Source organism: Enterobacter sp. WCHEn045836, from assembly GCF_003965585.1.
Classification (GTDB): domain Bacteria; phylum Pseudomonadota; class Gammaproteobacteria; order Enterobacterales; family Enterobacteriaceae; genus Enterobacter; species Enterobacter dissolvens.
This window is the reverse complement of record NZ_RXPT01000011.1, coordinates 1-15676: the sequence shown is the minus strand read 5'-3', so window position 1 is coordinate 15676 and position 15676 is coordinate 1. Positions and strand designations below refer to the sequence as shown.

General features: G+C 53.2%; 18 protein-coding genes. 11 read left to right on the top strand and 7 right to left on the bottom strand.

Annotated features, from left to right (window positions below; genetic code table 11):
* The first annotated feature begins 115 nt into the window (after nt 1-115).
* From EKN38_RS15540 to EKN38_RS15510, 7 genes are all read left to right on the top strand, one after another.
* Nucleotides 116-703 (top strand): hypothetical protein, encoded by a 588-nt coding sequence (locus tag EKN38_RS15540; RefSeq protein WP_014831928.1) that lies wholly within the window; start codon nt 116-118, stop codon nt 701-703.
* A gap of 9 nt (nt 704-712) precedes the next feature.
* A complete protein-coding gene (locus EKN38_RS15535) occupies nt 713-1183 on the top strand; it encodes a GNAT family N-acetyltransferase (RefSeq protein WP_014831929.1) in 471 nt (156 codons plus the stop codon).
* Nucleotides 1184-1195: 12 nt separating this feature from the next.
* Nucleotides 1196-1636, top strand: a complete 441-nt coding sequence (locus EKN38_RS15530; RefSeq protein ID WP_126522409.1) for a GNAT family N-acetyltransferase — start codon at nt 1196-1198, stop codon at nt 1634-1636.
* 145 nt (nt 1637-1781) lie between these two features.
* Nucleotides 1782-2777, top strand: coding sequence for an alpha/beta fold hydrolase (locus EKN38_RS15525; protein ID WP_014831931.1), 996 nt, complete (start codon nt 1782-1784; stop codon nt 2775-2777).
* A 44-nt stretch (nt 2778-2821) separates the two neighbouring features.
* A complete protein-coding gene (locus EKN38_RS15520; protein ID WP_014831932.1) occupies nt 2822-3562 on the top strand; it encodes a response regulator in 741 nt (246 codons plus the stop codon).
* Nucleotides 3559-4854, top strand: coding sequence for a sensor histidine kinase (locus EKN38_RS15515; RefSeq protein WP_014831933.1), 1296 nt, complete (start codon nt 3559-3561; stop codon nt 4852-4854). Before EKN38_RS15520 ends, EKN38_RS15515 begins: the two co-directional genes overlap by 4 nt.
* A gap of 137 nt (nt 4855-4991) precedes the next feature.
* Nucleotides 4992-6182, top strand: coding sequence for a cytochrome c biogenesis protein/redoxin (locus EKN38_RS15510; RefSeq protein WP_014831934.1), 1191 nt, complete (start codon nt 4992-4994; stop codon nt 6180-6182).
* Nucleotides 6183-6188: 6 nt separating this feature from the next.
* Here EKN38_RS15510 and tam read toward each other — a convergent pair whose 3' ends face one another.
* Together tam and EKN38_RS15500 are read right to left on the bottom strand one after the other, a co-directional pair.
* Nucleotides 6189-6947, bottom strand: coding sequence for a trans-aconitate 2-methyltransferase (gene tam, locus EKN38_RS15505; protein ID WP_014831935.1), 759 nt, complete (start codon nt 6945-6947; stop codon nt 6189-6191).
* Between the two features lie 83 nt (nt 6948-7030).
* Nucleotides 7031-7615 carry an NUDIX domain-containing protein gene (locus EKN38_RS15500; protein ID WP_014831936.1) on the bottom strand — a complete coding sequence of 195 codons (585 nt, stop codon included), beginning with the start codon at nt 7613-7615 and terminating at the stop codon, nt 7031-7033.
* Nucleotides 7616-7701: 86 nt separating this feature from the next.
* Between EKN38_RS15500 and EKN38_RS15495 the strand changes: the two genes are divergently transcribed.
* Nucleotides 7702-8469 (top strand): DeoR/GlpR family DNA-binding transcription regulator, encoded by a 768-nt coding sequence (locus tag EKN38_RS15495; RefSeq protein ID WP_014831937.1) that lies wholly within the window; start codon nt 7702-7704, stop codon nt 8467-8469.
* A 45-nt stretch (nt 8470-8514) separates the two neighbouring features.
* Here the strand turns inward: EKN38_RS15495 and EKN38_RS15490 are convergent, their stop codons facing one another.
* Nucleotides 8515-8877 (bottom strand): DUF4406 domain-containing protein, encoded by a 363-nt coding sequence (locus tag EKN38_RS15490; protein ID WP_014831938.1) that lies wholly within the window; start codon nt 8875-8877, stop codon nt 8515-8517.
* A gap of 226 nt (nt 8878-9103) precedes the next feature.
* On the opposite strand from EKN38_RS15490, the gene EKN38_RS15485 reads away from it, so the two are divergent.
* The gene (locus EKN38_RS15485; protein ID WP_014831939.1) at nt 9104-10720 is read left to right on the top strand and encodes a mechanosensitive ion channel family protein; all 1617 of its coding nucleotides are present in this window, start codon (nt 9104-9106) and stop codon (nt 10718-10720) included.
* A gap of 1 nt (nt 10721) precedes the next feature.
* Here the strand turns inward: EKN38_RS15485 and EKN38_RS15480 are convergent, their stop codons facing one another.
* From EKN38_RS15480 to chrA, 3 genes are all read right to left on the bottom strand, one after another.
* Nucleotides 10722-11087 (bottom strand): VOC family protein, encoded by a 366-nt coding sequence (locus tag EKN38_RS15480; RefSeq protein WP_014831940.1) that lies wholly within the window; start codon nt 11085-11087, stop codon nt 10722-10724.
* Nucleotides 11088-11190: 103 nt separating this feature from the next.
* On the bottom strand, nt 11191-11634 hold the full coding sequence (locus EKN38_RS15475; protein WP_014831941.1) for a PACE efflux transporter: 444 nt from the start codon (nt 11632-11634) through the stop codon (nt 11191-11193).
* A gap of 107 nt (nt 11635-11741) precedes the next feature.
* Nucleotides 11742-13109, bottom strand: coding sequence for a chromate efflux transporter (gene chrA, locus EKN38_RS15470; RefSeq protein WP_014831942.1), 1368 nt, complete (start codon nt 13107-13109; stop codon nt 11742-11744).
* Nucleotides 13110-13308: 199 nt separating this feature from the next.
* Here chrA and EKN38_RS15465 point away from each other — a divergent pair, with 199 nt between their 5' ends.
* Nucleotides 13309-14109 (top strand): DUF4225 domain-containing protein, encoded by an 801-nt coding sequence (locus EKN38_RS15465; RefSeq protein WP_014831943.1) that lies wholly within the window; start codon nt 13309-13311, stop codon nt 14107-14109.
* Here EKN38_RS15465 and EKN38_RS15460 read toward each other — a convergent pair.
* The gene (locus EKN38_RS15460; protein WP_014831944.1) at nt 14106-14417 is read right to left on the bottom strand and encodes a hypothetical protein; all 312 of its coding nucleotides are present in this window, start codon (nt 14415-14417) and stop codon (nt 14106-14108) included. The genes EKN38_RS15465 and EKN38_RS15460 overlap by 4 nt on opposite strands.
* A gap of 387 nt (nt 14418-14804) precedes the next feature.
* Here EKN38_RS15460 and EKN38_RS15455 point away from each other — a divergent pair.
* On the top strand, nt 14805-15676 hold an 872-nt coding region (locus EKN38_RS15455; protein WP_148103711.1), incomplete at its 3' end, for an aldo/keto reductase.

Sequence of the window (15676 nt, the reverse complement as noted above, 5' to 3'; positions counted from 1 at the left end):
AGCGTTATGCTTTTGTTTGCGTTCTGGTATTTTCATCTCTATCACATTCAGTTGAGGCGTGCTGGATTTATTCACTACCAAAAATGGGCATCATTTCTTCAATGGCAAATTTTTAATGGGCTTTTTGTCTCTTTTCACCGGACGTGTTTTCCAGGATCTTCTGCAACATGGCAAAGAAACAGAGGAGGCGATTGCTCGTCGTGATACCCGTCTTTTGAATCATTCCACCCCCGAGCTGGAACGGTATTTTTCTCGCCCCCTCAGCGAGCTGCCGCGTCAAAACCCTTACCCGGTGGCGGCGCTGTTACCTCTGTTTTTAGTGGCGTTTGCGTTAAACCTTCTGCCTTTTCTCAGCGCGTTGCCGGGTTTGTCACCTTTACAGCATGCACTGAGCTTTTTCGTACCATCATTAATAATGACAGGCGCGCTCATTGTTATCAGCGTGCTTCTGGCCCGAGGGATGACGTCAGGATTGTTAGGGGTTATGGCGGTGTTCATCATTCTGCTGGTCGTGACTCTCGCTCAGGGGCTGCATCTGCTGTTTTCTCATGACGGAAGCCTTTGGCCACTGGTCATCGCATCCTCCGCGCTGATACTTTGTCGGAGGGTGATGAACAGCAGCGGCTTTGTGCTGTTTACCCTCTATTGTCGCACTCAGCGTCTTGCCAGCGTGGCTCGTGAAATCCGGTTAAAAAGCCGTTAAAGAGGTAATATGACATTACGAAAAGCGCATCCGCAGGAAGCCGAAATACTCTGGAATATTCGCAATCAGGCGATTCGTCACGGCTGTAAAACCAGTTACGACGCGGACGTCATTGCGCGCTGGACGCCCGATCTGATGCCCGAGCACTACCGGCAAATGGTCATTGAATACCCTTTTTATGTGGTGGAAGATGAAAAGGGCGACATTGCGGCAACCGGCTATCTTGATCTGGAGACCCACTGTCTGGAGGCGATATTCACCTTGCCTGCAGCATCCGGTAAAGGCATGGCGACCCGGATTGTCGAGGCGCTCAAACAGGAGGCCCATAGCCGGGGGATAACCCGCCTGACGCTTGATGCAACGCCTAACGCCCGGTCGTTTTACCAGAAGCTCGGGTTTGTCACGCTGAGCGAAAAATATCATCACTCGCGTATGGCGGGCGCTGATTTACGCTGTTTTGAAATGGCGATCAATGTGTAATGTGAGGAACGCATGACTGTTACGGTAAGACCTTTACGCGCTGACGATTACTCCCACTGGCGACCGCTGTGGGATGGCTATACCCATTTTTATGACTGTTTTCTCGATGAATCGGTTACCGCATCGACGTGGGAAAGGGCGCTTTCCCCACATTCACCGATGTTCTGCCGCGTGGTAGAGAAAGACGAAAAGGTCATCGGTTTCGCGATGTGCATTCTCCACGAAGGCACCTGGTCAATGGCCCCCGTTTGCTACCTGGAAGATCTGTTTGTTGATGCCACCGAACGTAATGCGGGGGCCGGGAAGGCGCTCATTGATGCCCTGATAGCGGAAGGCAAGCGCGAAGGGTGGTCAAAACTGTATTGGGTCACCCGGGAGAACAACCCGGCGCGTAAACTCTATGACAAATACGGTGAAGCTGACGATTACGTACGCTACCGCCTTTCGCTGTAAGCCTCAATCGCCTGTGTTTGTATCACACTGTATCTGCGTACCGGATACATACACAGGATTGCAATAAACTCCCTTTCGCACATATCCGCTATACAAACGCGTGTTGTTATATCCCCGTCAACTGTACTTAACCGGAGATACCAACATGTTCAGCAAACTCGCGTATTCAACCCTGGCGTTAACCGTTTCTCTTGGCACCGTCATGGCCTGTCAGGCCGAAGTCACCGGCAAAGATGTCACCGCGGCCTTCGATCACCCTCAGCAAATTAACGCCGGCGATCTGAATATCGGCTATGTCGATATCGGTCCGAAAAATGGTCAGCCGGTAATTCTGTTACACGGCTGGCCGTACGATATTCACAGCTACGCCGAGGTCGCACCTGCGCTGGCCGCAAAAGGCTACCGGGTAATCGTGCCGTCATTGCGCGGCTACGGCACCACGCGTTTTCTGTCTGCAAGCACGCCGCGTAACGGCCAGCCTTCGGCCATGGCGAAAGACATCGTTAACCTGATGGACGCACTCAACATTAAACAGGCTGTTTTTGCCGGATACGACTGGGGCGCCCGTACGGCAGATATTGTCGCGGCGCTGTGGCCTGAACGCGTCAAATCCCTTGTTTCGGTCAGCGGTTACCTGATCAGCAGCCAGCAGATTGGTAAACAGCCGTTGCCGCCTAAAGCAGAGCAGCAGTGGTGGTATCAATTCTATTTCGCAACAGAACGCGGTGCCGAAGGCTATGCCAAAAATACCCATGACTTCGCCCGTCTGATCTGGTCGCAGGCCTCACCAGACTGGACGTTTTCCGATGCGACCTTTAACGCCAGCGCAAAATCTCTGGATAACCCCGATCACGTCGCGGTTACGCTCAGCAACTATCGCTGGCGTTTAGGGCTTGAAAAAGGCGAGCGTAAATACGACAGCTACGAGCAGAAGCTGGCGACATTGCCAAATATCACCGTCCCGACAATCACCATCGAAGGCGGCAACAACGGGGCGCCACATCCTGCACCGCAGGCCTATGCCGGTAAATTCACGGGTAAATATGAACACCGCACCTTTGGGGCCACCGTGGGGCACAACCCGCCGCAGGAAGACCCGCAGGATTTCGTCAAGGCGGTTATCGACGCGGATAAGCTGTGATATGTGCTATTTTCAATACGTTACCCCTCAGTCAGGAGATCCCGGTGGAGCATATTGATCATATCCTTGTCGTCGATGACGACAGGGATATTCGTGAATTGATTGTCGACTATCTCGTCAAGTCGGGGTATCGCGCGTCTGGCGCGGCGAACGGCAAAGAGATGCGGGCTGTGCTTGATAAACAGCATGTCGATCTGGTGGTGCTGGACGTGATGATGCCAGGCGATGACGGATTAACGCTCTGCCGGGGACTGCGCAGCGGTAAACATAAAGATCTGCCGATCCTGATGCTAACCGCGCGCAACGAAGAGACCGATCGGATCCTGGGGCTGGAAATGGGGGCCGATGACTATGTCGTGAAGCCCTTTGTTGCGCGCGAACTGCTGGCGCGTATCAAAGCCATTTTGCGCCGTTTTCGCACGATGCCCCCCAATCTGCAGGTCACCGAAGCCGGGCGCCTGGTGATGTTTGGCGACTGGCAGCTGGACACCGTTGCCCGCCATCTGATCGACAGCGAAGGGATGATTGTGGCACTCAGCGGGGCGGAATATCGCCTTCTGCGCGTGTTCCTTGACCATCCTCAGCGCGTGCTGACCCGCGATCAACTGCTTAACCTGACCCAGGGGCGAGATGCCGAACTCTTTGAGCGCTCAATTGATCTCCTGGTCAGCCGGGTTCGTCAGCGGCTGAATGAAGATGCCCGCACGCCGGCCTACATCAAGACCGTTCGCAGTGAAGGGTACGTTTTCACCATGCCGGTGATCATCAAAGAGGCCAATGAATGAGGCTCTGGCCACGCTCGTTACTGACGCGACTGCTGATCATCGTGATGCTGGGGCTCCTGCTGGCCAACGCGCTCAGCCTGACGCTGGTCATGCTGGAGCGGATGCGCAGCGCCCGCACGGTGATGCTCGGCAACCTGGAATATGACGTTTCCACCAGTGTGGCCATCCTCGACCGGCTTCCCGCGAAGGAGCGTCCAGCCTGGCTGGAGCGACTGGCGCGGGGGAACTATCGCTACATCCTGGGAACCGGTGAACCGGGGCCCGCACCGCATGACAAACGCTCGCAGGATGCCATCCGCACCCTGACAGAGGCGCTGTCAGCAACCTGGCCACTGACGTTTACTGCCGTGCCGGGGCCGGTTTCTCATATTCAGGCCCACCTTACGCTGAGCGATGGTTCGCCGCTGACCATTGACCTTATCCCCCGAATGCCACCGGTCGCCAGCTGGCTGCCTGTGGTGCTAGTGTTGCAACTGCTGCTTCTGGCGTTCTGCTCATGGATTGCCGTGCGTCAGGTTATTCGACCCTTTTCGCAGTTTACCCGGGCGGTGGATTCCCTCGACCCGGCAGCAAGCTCGCCGATGACCGAGACAGGGCCAGTCGAGGTACAACGGGCCGCACACGCCTTTAATGCCATGCAGGCGCGTATCCAGTCGTACCTGCGTGAGCGCGCGCAGATCCTGGCCTCTGTATCGCACGACCTCCAGACCCCGATAACGCGCATGAAGCTACGCGTCGAAATGGCGGACCAGCCGGAACTGCGGGACAAGTTGCTTAACGACCTGGATAATATGACGCGCCTGGTGCGTGAAGGAATAGCGTATGCCCGGTCATCAGAATCTCTGGAAGAGACCTCGCTCAAGCTGGAGTTGAACGCCTGGGTCAACAGCATTGCCAGTGATTATCAGGACATCGGGAAAAACGTGCAGCTTCAGGCAACCGATGCCCGTCTTCCGATTGTCACGCGCCCGCAGGCGCTACGCCGGGTGATGACTAATCTGCTGGATAATGCGCTGAAATTTGGCGACTACGCCGTCATTACGATTCATTCAGATGCCCATCATGTCACGATCTCGATTCGCGATGGCGGACCGGGGATACCGGACGCCGAACTGGAGGCGGTATTGCAGCCGTTTTATCGGGTGGAAACCTCACGAAACCGCGACACCGGGGGCACCGGATTAGGGCTGGCGATCGCCGCCCAGCTGACTGCGCAGTTAGGCGGGAAATTGCATCTGGCGAACCACGTCGAGGGTGGGTTGGACGTGTCGATTACGCTGCCGCGCGGGTAATTGTACGGTTTTGTATCGGACAGCCCTCATGATACGCGCGCAGACAATTCGCGCTGATTTGCACACATCCTGAACATATCAACACGGTGAAATAACCTCACTGCAGCTTCGCAGGGCATCTGTAATGTGAGGTCACTATGTTTCTGATAATCGCTTTTCTGGGCGGGATGATAAGTCTGCTCAGCCCATGCACACTCCCGGTTATTCCACTGCTGTTTGCCGGGCACCAGGGGCAACGACGGCATATTCTGGCGTTGCTCGCGGGGATGATTGTCATGTTCACCCTCGTGGCACTGGTGGCTACCGCCGCCAGCAGCTGGATCGCCCAGGCGACGATAGCAGGGCGCTGGGTCGCACTGGTTGTACTAGCAATAGCCGCGCTGGCACTCATTTTCCCGACATTCGCCCAGCGTATTGCCGGACCGGCCGTCAGCGCCGGTAATCTCCTCAACACACGCAGCGGGCAGACGCGCGGCATGATCTCTGCCTTTCTGGCAGGGCTGGCCGTCGGGTTGCTCTGGTCACCGTGCGCCGGGCCGATTCTGGGCGCCATCTTCAGCCTGAATATTGCCGGTCACTCCGCCATTGCCACGGGGGCACTGCTGGCCGCTTACGGCAGTGGATGCGCGCTGATGCTGGGTCTGCTGGTTGCCGGTGGCCGCACGCTGATGGCCCCCCTGCGCGCCCGATCGGCATTGATGGAAAGGTTACGCAAGGGGGCGGGCGTGGTGATGTTAGCGACCGTTGCGTTTAACGCCACCGGGATGACGTCCGTTCTGAAAGGTGCAAATGGCGTCGCAGACCGCCTGGAAAATTCCCTCCTGAGTCTGGCGAAACCGACCACGACCCCGGTGAAGCTCCAGCCGGTGGTGATGACCGAGCCCAGCAGCCAGTTGCCCTCCTTAAGCGGCGGAACGGGATGGATAAACGGTGACCCTGTCACGTCTGACTCTCTGCGGGGGAAGGTGGTATTGATTGATTTCTGGACGTGGGACTGCATCAACTGCCAGCATACGCTCCCGCACGTTCGCGACTGGGCCAAAAAGTACCAGTCGCAGGGTCTGGTGGTGATAGGTGTGCATACGCCGGAATACCCGTGGGAAAAACCGCTCGCCTCGGTGCAAAAAGCGGTGACGAAATGGCAGCTCCCGTATCGGGTGGTAACAGACAACAACTATCAGATCTGGAACGCCTTCGGGAATCAGTACTGGCCCGCACACTACTATTTCGATGCCAAAGGGCAACTGCGCTATACCTCCTTTGGCGAAGGCAATTATGACCAGCAGGAAAAAGTTATTCAGCAGCTGCTGAAGGAGGCCCGCTCCTGACCCGACTCAGGGTTGACGTTGAGCAACGATAAACAAGCGTGGAAATGCCAGCAGTATCTGCCCGTTTTCCTGAAGCGGATACTGCTCTTCCAGCAGTTCATGGTAGCGTTTCAGGAACTGCTTCTGCTCGCTTTCATTCAGCTCCTGTAACCACGGACGCAGCCCCGTGGCACTCACCCAGTCAATAATCGCCTGATGCGAACTCATTTTATGGAAATAGGTTGTGCGCCAGATATCCACGTCGCAGCCTGCCTCCGTCAGAATATCGTAATACGCATGGACACCGGGCAGAGGTTCACGGCCACGATCCGGATAACCTTGTTCAACAGCCACTTCACGCATCGAGACGTGTGTCGGTTCCAGCCAGTTATCGGGCATCTGGATCGCCAGCACGCCGTTTAACTTCAGCAGCGAAACCAGATGCGGAAGAAGATCGTAATGGTCAGGGACCCACTGTAGCGAGGCATTCGCATAAATCAGGCCCAGGGTCTGGCCCGGCTTGTACTGACGAATATCGGCTTCAACAAAGTGGCAATCAGGCAACGCCTGGCGCGCCTCTTCGAGCATCGCCGGTGAGTTATCGACACCGGTGATGTAGGCGGAAGGCCAGCGATGCTTCAGCAGCGCGGTGCTGTTTCCCGGTCCACAGCCTAAGTCAACGATGGTGGACACCTCAACCAGCGGAATTCTGGCGAGCAGTTCAGCAGCAGGGCGCGTGCGTTCGGCACCGTATTGCAGGTAAAGCGAAGGGTTCCAGTCGGCCATCTTTGCATCTCCGTGTTGCAGTCATCAGCAAGAATAGCACAGGCAGAGACCTGCACAGCGGCTGGTCTCTGCCGGCGTTTTGGTTACAGAATGCCTTTCAGCGCAATATGGTAAATCAGCATAATGGTTTTGCCGTCCACGATTTGGCCGGTTTCAATGCTGCGCAATGCCTCGTCCAGCGGCATTTCCAGCACGTCGATATCTTCTCCCTCTGCCTTAATTCCGCCGCCTTCGCTGGTTCGATCCTGTGGGTGATACTCAGCGATATAAAAATAGAGCTTTTCCGTGACGGAGCCTGGACTCATGTAGGCTTCAAACACCTTCTCAACACGGGAGACACGATATCCGGTCTCTTCTTCCGCTTCCGCTTTGATGCGGCTTTCGGGATCCATGTTATCCAGCAGCCCGGCGGCGGCTTCGATAAGGTCGTCCTCATGACCATTGATAAAGACCGGAAAGCGGAACTGCCGCGTCAGGATCACCGTTCTTTTATCGCGGTTATAGAGCAGTATCGTTGCCCCGTTCCCCCGGTCATACACTTCGCGGCTTTGTCGCTGCCATTCACCGTCGCGTCGCTGCAGCTCGAAGGTATATTTTTTAAGGATGTACCAGTTATCCGACAGCGTTTCATTTTCAATGATGCGTACATCTGCACGTTTCGATTGCACGTTTGCTGCTCCTTACGTAGAGTGATCGTCATAAACAGCATTATCATGCACATTCAAGACAAAACGTGCAACATCAGGAATCCACTATGCTCACCAGTCAGCGAAAACAATTAATCCTTGAGAAGCTTGCCGCTGAAGGCCAGGTCCAGTCTAAAGCGCTCAGTGCACATTTCGCGGTGTCAGAAGACACCATTCGTCGTGATTTGCGTGAGCTGGCGGCAGAAGGGCGTTTACAGCGTGTCCATGGCGGTGCGCTGCCGGCCTCGTCGGCCACCGTGCCATTTGCCGAGCGTAAATCGGTGAAGATGGATGCGAAAAAAAATGTGGCCCGCAAAGGCGCGAAGCTCATTTCCCCGGGCCAGGTGGTGATCGTCGACGGCGGCACCACCACGTCGGAACTGATCGCGTTTTTGCCGGCGGATTTACGCATTACCGTGGTCACACACAGCCCGAGCATTGCCCTGGGACTCGTTGAACATCCTTCGATTGATGTCATTTTGATCGGGGGGCGTCTGTACAAACACTCCATCGTGACGGTAGGCGCAGCAGCCATTGAGGGCATCGACAATATTCATGCGGATCTGTTCTTTATGGGGGTTACCGGCATCCATCCTGAAGCGGGGCTTACCACCGGGGATTTCGAAGAGGCGTGCATCAAACGTGCATTTTCCGGCAGGGCCGCCGAGACGGTGGTCCTGGCGTCGCCAGAAAAAATTAACACCGCATCATCGTTTGTGATTGGCGAGCTATCGCTGGTCAATACGATTGTCGTGGAAGACGATACCGATCGCGCCTGGATTAACGCGGTCAGGGAGAAAGGGGTTTCCGTGGTGAAGACTTCAGATCCAGAATAACCCCTTGAACCTGCCTGTAAACAGCAGGCAGGTTCACGCGTTTCCTCAGACCTGAGGGATGCTTTCTAATGAGGTGTAGACGTTCAACCCCAGCTTCCGGGCAACCTCAATATCCATATCGGCGCCCTTAGACGCACCGGCAATACGATAAATCGCATCGCATCTGGCAATGAGTCGGTGTGCAACGGGATAGAGCATCGTCTCACTGATTTCATCCCCAATTGACGTTGAACCTGCGGCTTTGGCCAGCGGTAGCGCGAGCCATTCGCCAATCACCGGAACGTGGCCACGCTGGTAAACAGCTAACGCAGCGTTTTCCAGACGGGCAAGGTTTTCATCCATTTTTGCCTGGTCGCCATCAGTCCCGCTGCGCCAGGGCCCGGCAATTAAAATCAACTGTTGTGTCATACTTACCTCTTTGCGTGATGGTGCATGAATTTGCACGTTCAGAAATTCGATGTGAGTTTTACGTTTGCAAAACATCGTAGCGTGCGTCCTCGTGCAAATTCAAGTAATATCGTGCATGATGGTGATGTTGCATAAGGGCATGGCTGGTCTATGCTCAACATGCAGAGACTCGCCATTCTCTGGGGCAATTGAAAAATAACAATAAGTTGCGTTTCAGGGGGTGGAAATGAACAAGGTCCTGCTCGCATTATTATCCTGCGTGCTCTCGATCATCTCATTTACCGGCATCGCCGCCGAGCCACGGCAGGAGCCTACTGAGCAGGAACGTGCCCGAACAGTTTACATTTTTCACCAGCCGATTGTGATGCTACAGGCCAAATTTGGTCTCACCACTCCTGAAGAGCGCGTATTGCGTATCCGTCATACCCTGCGTAATTTCACCCAGCAGGATGTGCGTGAGCCGCTGAAAATTGTCCCCGTTACCCGTTACAACCAGCAGGGAAGGCTGATTGTCATGAACAATAAGCCTGTTCTATTGCTGACACAGGCGGATCTCGATGAGGGCGATGATCTGACCCTTGACCAGGCCGCTCAGCGCGTGCTGGCGCGGATGGAGGCGCAGCGTACGGCGCTTCGCGATCAGTATGACACCGGCTGGCTGGCGCTCTCCGCCGGGAAAACGATCGTCGGGCTGCTGGTTCTGTCTCTTTTCTGGTACGGGGCGTGGCGGTCGTGGCGCTGGGTTCGTAATGTCTGCCGTCGTCGTATTCTTGAAAACCGCAGCGTCATTCCTCAACGCTGGCGTAAGTTTGTCGGCGCAATTGAGGCCCGTTTGTATGCTTTGCTGATGATTTTACTGGGGATCCTCGGGTTATATCTCTGGCTAAGTTGGGCATTCAGTCTGTTTCCCTGGACGCGCGTCTGGGGCGCATCGTTAGGCGACTGGACCATGCGCGTTTTGCGGGACATTGCGCTGTCGATTGTCTCGGCCATGCCGGGCATTATGATTGTCCTGATCATCTTTGTGATTACCGCCTTTATTCTGAAGCTCCTGAAGGTGTTGTTGAATCAGGTGGAAGCAGGGCGCCTGCAGCTGCCGGGCATTCATCCTGAGACCGTCGGCGCGACGCGTAAGCTCATTTCCGTTGTGGTGTGGCTGTTTGCCCTGTCTGCGGCATACCCGTTTTTACCCGGCGCCAATTCACTGGCATTCAAAGGTATCAGTGTCTTCTTCGGCCTGATGCTGACCCTTGGCTCAGCGGGCGTCATGAACCATGCGATGAGCGGACTGGTGCTGATCTACTCGCGAGCGTTGAGGAAAGGAGACGTTATACGGGTTGCGGATAACGAAGGGCTGGTCACGGAGATAGGCATGCTGGCGACCAAGATCATCACCCGCGAGAACTATGTTGTGACCGTACCCAATGCGGTGGTGGTGAGCGGAAAAATCACCAATCTGAGCGTGCAGAATCCTGACGGCGGCGTGAACCTGACGATTGGCGTGACGATTGGCTATGACACACCGTGGCGACAGGTTCATGCCATGCTGGAGATGGCAGCCAGACGGTCGAAATGTGTTGACCCTTCGCAGCAGCCCCTGGTGCGGCAACTGGGGCTGATGGACTGGTACATTGCCTATGAGCTGCAGGTAAAATTACAGCCTGGACAGTCACTTGCCGAGGCCCGCAATGAGCTCCACAGTAACATTCAGGATGTTTTCAACGAGTTCAACGTGCAGATTATGTCGCCAAACTTCGTGATGCAGCCGGAAGGTGCGGTCGTCGTCGCGGAAGAAAACTGGTTCGCAGCACCGGCAGAGAAACCCACACAAAAGCCATCATGAATCAGTCCGGTGCATGACAGACCGCCTCGATATTATGGCCGTCAGGCGCAATGACAAAGGCGGCATAGTAGTTTTTGCTGTAGGGCCGCAAGCCTGGGGCACCGTTATCCCTGGCACCCGCTCGCATTGCGGCATGGTAAAAATCATCAACCTGCTGGCGTGTTTCTGCCACGAACGCCAGGTGCAGCGGGGCCGGTTTGTCGCGCGTCTGGAACAGGCAGAGTGACACGTTGCCGGAACTCATTTCAACACCGTACTCAGGTGTGCCTTCATCGATGAGCCTTACACCAAGCGGCTCAAGCGCGTTGAGGAAGAAGGTTTTACTTTTCTCGTAATCACTGACGCCGAATTTCACATGATCGAACATTGTTCCTTCCTTAAAAAAGAGAGAGAAACACAGAGTATAGAAGGCGTGCGGCGCCAAATGTGCTCGCGAACGTGCCAGTGTGACCAGCGTCAATCATCGGGTGTTATGTAGCAGACTGTTTTCGCCCAACAAATGTCCAACGCAGGTAGTCATAGAGCCAGTTAAACAGCATCGTGTATGGCAGAAAAAACAGTACCAGACCGATCTCGACAAAAAATGCCTCAGTCACTGTTAAATTCAGCATTACCATCGCGACAGGGATTAATGTGATGATAAGTCCTGTTTCAAAGCAGACCGCATGGATCCCACGAACGAGAAATGTTCGTTGAAATGCATATTTTTTCTGAAGGGCATCAAAGAATTTATTAAACACAAAATTCCATGCTGTAGCGGCAAGTGCAGATATCACGGATAACGAACCTGACTGGAGCACCGACACGTTCATCAGCCACGCCAGTGACAGCGCAATAATGACGTTGGCCGTCACTTCGAAAATGACAGCATGGAAAACGCGTTCTTTAAAACTTTTATTTAATTCAATTTCCATTTGCTTAGGGGTGTTTTTAAAAAAACTGGAGTATACCAGACAGGCTTCAACTTTCTTTAAACGTGCAGGTTAGAATTGCTGCCAGGCCCCGAATAACCGGGGCATGGCTATGTTCTGAGGAACAGATGTAAAACCAACCCGATGACCGCACACGCGGCAATAACGTGAGTCACTTTATATTTGAACCGGAAAAGTGCGATAGCGGCAGCAAGGGCAATGACCGCTGCGATCCAGTCCGTTTTGCCGTCAAAGCCCTGAGGCCATAGCACGTGGTAGCCAAAAAAGAGCGCCAGATTAAGAATTACCCCAACCACAGCTGCGGTAATCGCCGTGAGCGGCGCGGTGAAATTAATATTGTTGTGCGTCGTTTCAATAAAAGGACCACCGGCGAGGATAAACAAAAACGATGGCAGAAACGTAAACCAGGTCGCCAGCACGGCCGCTACAGCGCCTGCCAGGAAAAGCTGATCCGGGCCATACACCATATTCACATAGCCACCGACAAATCCCACAAATGCCACAACCATGATAAGCGGCCCCGGCGTGGTTTCGCCCAGTGCCAGACCATCAATCATCTGCGTTGGCGTTAGCCACTGATAATGGCCAACCGCACCCTGGTAGATATAAGGCAGTACCGCATAAGCACCGCCAAAGGTCAGCAACGCCGCTTTGGTGAAGAACCAGCCCATCTGGGTAAACGGGTGCGTCCAGCCCAGGCTCAGAAAGAGCATTGCCATTGGCGTTGCCCATAAAAAAACACCGGCAATGATAATCAGGGTCAAACGTGACCATTTGAAAACCGTATGCGGAGCCGCTGGCGTATGGTCATCAATAATGGCATCACCGTAGGATTTGCGGCTGGCGTCATGGGCGTTACCCTGACCAAAATGGTCGGGGAAAAGGCGGCCCCCCACATAACCCATCATTGCGGCTGACAGGACAATAACGGGAAAAGGGACATTGAGGGCGAAAATGGCGACAAACGCGGCGGCAGCAATTGCCCATTGAGCGCGGTTACGCAGCGCCCGCGAACCGATACGGTGCGCAGCCTGCACAACAATCGCCGTAATCGCCGGTTTGATGCCATAGAAGAGACCGGCCACGACAGACAAATGGCCATACGCAACGTAAATCCACGACAGAGCAATAAGGATAAAAAGGGAAGGGAGCACAAACAGTGCCCCGGCAACCACGCCGCCCCAGGTGCGGTGCATCAGCCAGCCAATATAGGTCGCCAGTTGTTGCGCCTCCGGGCCCGGAAGCACCATACAGTAATTTAGTGCATGCAAAAAGCGCTGTTCGGATATCCAGCGTCGGTTTTCAACCAGCTCCTGATGCATTATCGAAATCTGCCCAGCCGGCCCGCCAAAGCTTATGAATCCTAGCTTCAGCCAGAATAAAAAGGCTTCACGGAAACTGACATGCGGAGGTGGAACGCCCGGTTCGTCGTCGACCGTAGGCAGATTGTTGTTCATGAGTATCTGAACCTGTTTTTGAATTCTGCTGAGAGAAGGATTCGCTAAGCATATGCCATATTTATGAAAGATGAGTGATGATGGCTGAATCAGCAAATTCGATTTATGTTGCATATTGTACGTTTCACAAACTGACCCCTTGTATATCGATATCAGGTTCGATACGGTACAAAAAACTGCTCATCGATAAGGATTATCCATGTATATCGCCGTACCTCCTGGACAAAAAAGTGTAGCGTGGTCAGAAATGGCGCTTGATCGCGAAGCCCGCAGATTAGTGAATATCGCCAATATAATCTCATCAACACACCTCAAGGATGGCCTGACGCGCCTCAGATTTGTGGAAGAAATCCGCGATCTTATCTCTCAGCAGTTGGCAGCAGCTCGTAGACTTAAAACGATTGAATCTTATACGCACTCAACAGAAATATTACGTACAGAGACGGCAAACTTACTGGAACAGGACAGATTAATACGCACCAGGGCCGCACAAATTTACGCAAAGATTGAATTTGTGAAGGAGAATAATGAAATTGTCGGATATGTAATCAGTGCTGTTAGTGTGGTGTTATCAGGTTTTGAAATCGTTGGCGGAGTGGCTCTTTTTGGCACAATGACACCTGTTGGGATGCTCGCCGGAGCTACGTTAGTTATGGACGGTCTGAACGGGATTACCAGGGAAATAAACAACCAGCTTTTAGAAAAGGAAAATTCTCAGGGTGTTTTTGCTGATGGTGCGATCGCGGCGGCTCAGTTTTTAGGATTTCGCGGGAATACAGGGTTAGCTTTATACAATGGTGTCAGTCTGGCCGCGAACATCTATGGTGTGTTTGGGCTAATGAGAAAACCAGATGCATGGCGACTTTTTCACTATGTACCGCAAGATTATTACAGAAAAGTCAGTTCAATGAGTCGCCCAATGTTGACGATGAAAATTGTAGGGTATGGACTCAAAGCAAAAATCATTTTTGATCTGTTAGCAACTGAGAAGAACTCTTAGCGGAGTTTCTTTTTAAATTTCCATGCCTTATAGGAAAGAAGCGGTGGCTGGAAAAACCAAATGATGAACAAAGCGATCAACATAGCAACACCTGTGGATATAACATTTTCACTGGACGCTATGGTAAGAACAATGAGGTAAACAGCAGCAAGCAATATGGTCAACAACAATGCTGCGTTAAAACGTCTGGACAAGTCGGATATCACCATATCCAGAGAAAGAGCATCTTTTATTATGTACCTACGCAGCTTCTGCAGATCCGAGGATGTAAATCCAGAAGCCAGAAGTTTTTCTTCGGTTATCGCCATGTTTTCTCCCTGAGCGGTGATTTCTTCTCGTAAGCAATACTATCAACCATTTAGCCAAGTGGATAGTGATCTGTAGGAAACTCGTAAATGATCTTACAACAGCTATGAATAGGCAGAGGAAATGACGGCCATCCAAAGCTGGATTCTTCCAGATCCTATTTAAGTGCGCATAATGTATATTATGTTAAATCATATTAACTGATAACTTACTTCATGAACCAGGTCGGCTTGTCTGACCTCCCTCTCGTTTCTCGTCTTTCACTGACGATTACGCTCATCTGTGAAAAAAACTCATAACACCATTCGATGGCGCATGCTGGTTCCCTTCATGTCAGTGCAATACCCTGTCACATACAGAATTGCTGGCAATAAAAGAAGGAACACAGAATGAAGTATGTGAATCTGGGTCGTAGCGGTTTGCAAGTCTCCCGTCTCTGTCTCGGTTGTATGAGCTATGGTGAACCTGAACGCTTGCCTCAACCCTGGTCCCTGAATGAAAAGGCATCACGTCCGCTCATTCGTCAGGCGCTTGAAGCGGGCATTAATTTTTTTGATACCGCGAATATCTACTCGGGCGGAAGTTCTGAAGAGATCACTGGAAAAGCGCTGAGAGAAATGGCCAGACGCGATGAGATTGTTGTGGCGACAAAGACCTTCTTTCCGTGGCGCAACTCACCCAATACCGGGTTTCTTTCCCGCAAGGCCATTTTTCAGTCTATTGACGATAGCCTGATGCGCTTAGGTATGGATTATGTGGATCTCTTTCAGATTCACCGCTTTGACCACTCCACGCCTGTTGAAGAGACCATGGAGGCTCTGCATGACCTCGTTAAATCAGGAAAAGTACGTTACATCGGCGCATCATCTATGGAAGCCTGGCGCTTTGCAAAAATGCAGCATACGGCAGAGCGTAACGGCTGGACCCGATTTATTACGATGCAACCGCAATACAACCTGCTTTACCGGGAAGAAGAGCGCGAGATGCTGCCCCTTTGTGAAGACCAGGGCGTGGGTGTGATCCCCTGGAGTCCGATGGCACGCGGCAGGCTCACGCGCGACTGGAGTGTCACGTCCCGACGAACGCAAAACGATGCCTTTGCGTTAAAAATGTATGAGAACGCAGCCCTGCTGGATAAGCCCGTTATTGATGTTGTTGCCAGCATTGCTGAAAAGCACGATGTGCCAAGAGCCCATGTTGCAATTGCCTGGTTGCTATCAAAAACGGTCATCACAGCACCGATCATCGGCGCGACGAAACC

Bases quoted from the DNA above. Each gene is read 5' to 3' on its own strand.
- EKN38_RS15540 (WP_014831928.1), top strand. From the start codon at position 116: ATGGGCTTTTTGTCTCTTTTCACCGGACGTGTTTTCCAGGATCTTCTG.
- EKN38_RS15535 (WP_014831929.1), top strand. From the start codon at position 713: ATGACATTACGAAAAGCGCATCCGCAGGAAGCCGAAATACTCTGGAAT.
- EKN38_RS15530 (WP_126522409.1), top strand. From the start codon at position 1,196: ATGACTGTTACGGTAAGACCTTTACGCGCTGACGATTACTCCCACTGG.
- EKN38_RS15525 (WP_014831931.1), top strand. From the start codon at position 1,782: ATGTTCAGCAAACTCGCGTATTCAACCCTGGCGTTAACCGTTTCTCTT.
- EKN38_RS15515 (WP_014831933.1), top strand. From the start codon at position 3,559: ATGAGGCTCTGGCCACGCTCGTTACTGACGCGACTGCTGATCATCGTG.
- EKN38_RS15510 (WP_014831934.1), top strand. From the start codon at position 4,992: ATGTTTCTGATAATCGCTTTTCTGGGCGGGATGATAAGTCTGCTCAGC.
- tam (WP_014831935.1), bottom strand. From the start codon at position 6,947: ATGGCCGACTGGAACCCTTCGCTTTACCTGCAATACGGTGCCGAACGC.
- EKN38_RS15495 (WP_014831937.1), top strand. From the start codon at position 7,702: ATGCTCACCAGTCAGCGAAAACAATTAATCCTTGAGAAGCTTGCCGCT.
- EKN38_RS15490 (WP_014831938.1), bottom strand. From the start codon at position 8,877: ATGACACAACAGTTGATTTTAATTGCCGGGCCCTGGCGCAGCGGGACT.
- EKN38_RS15485 (WP_014831939.1), top strand. From the start codon at position 9,104: ATGAACAAGGTCCTGCTCGCATTATTATCCTGCGTGCTCTCGATCATC.
- EKN38_RS15480 (WP_014831940.1), bottom strand. From the start codon at position 11,087: ATGTTCGATCATGTGAAATTCGGCGTCAGTGATTACGAGAAAAGTAAA.
- EKN38_RS15475 (WP_014831941.1), bottom strand. From the start codon at position 11,634: ATGGAAATTGAATTAAATAAAAGTTTTAAAGAACGCGTTTTCCATGCT.
- chrA (WP_014831942.1), bottom strand. From the start codon at position 13,109: ATGAACAACAATCTGCCTACGGTCGACGACGAACCGGGCGTTCCACCT.
- EKN38_RS15465 (WP_014831943.1), top strand. From the start codon at position 13,309: ATGTATATCGCCGTACCTCCTGGACAAAAAAGTGTAGCGTGGTCAGAA.
- EKN38_RS15460 (WP_014831944.1), bottom strand. From the start codon at position 14,417: ATGGCGATAACCGAAGAAAAACTTCTGGCTTCTGGATTTACATCCTCG.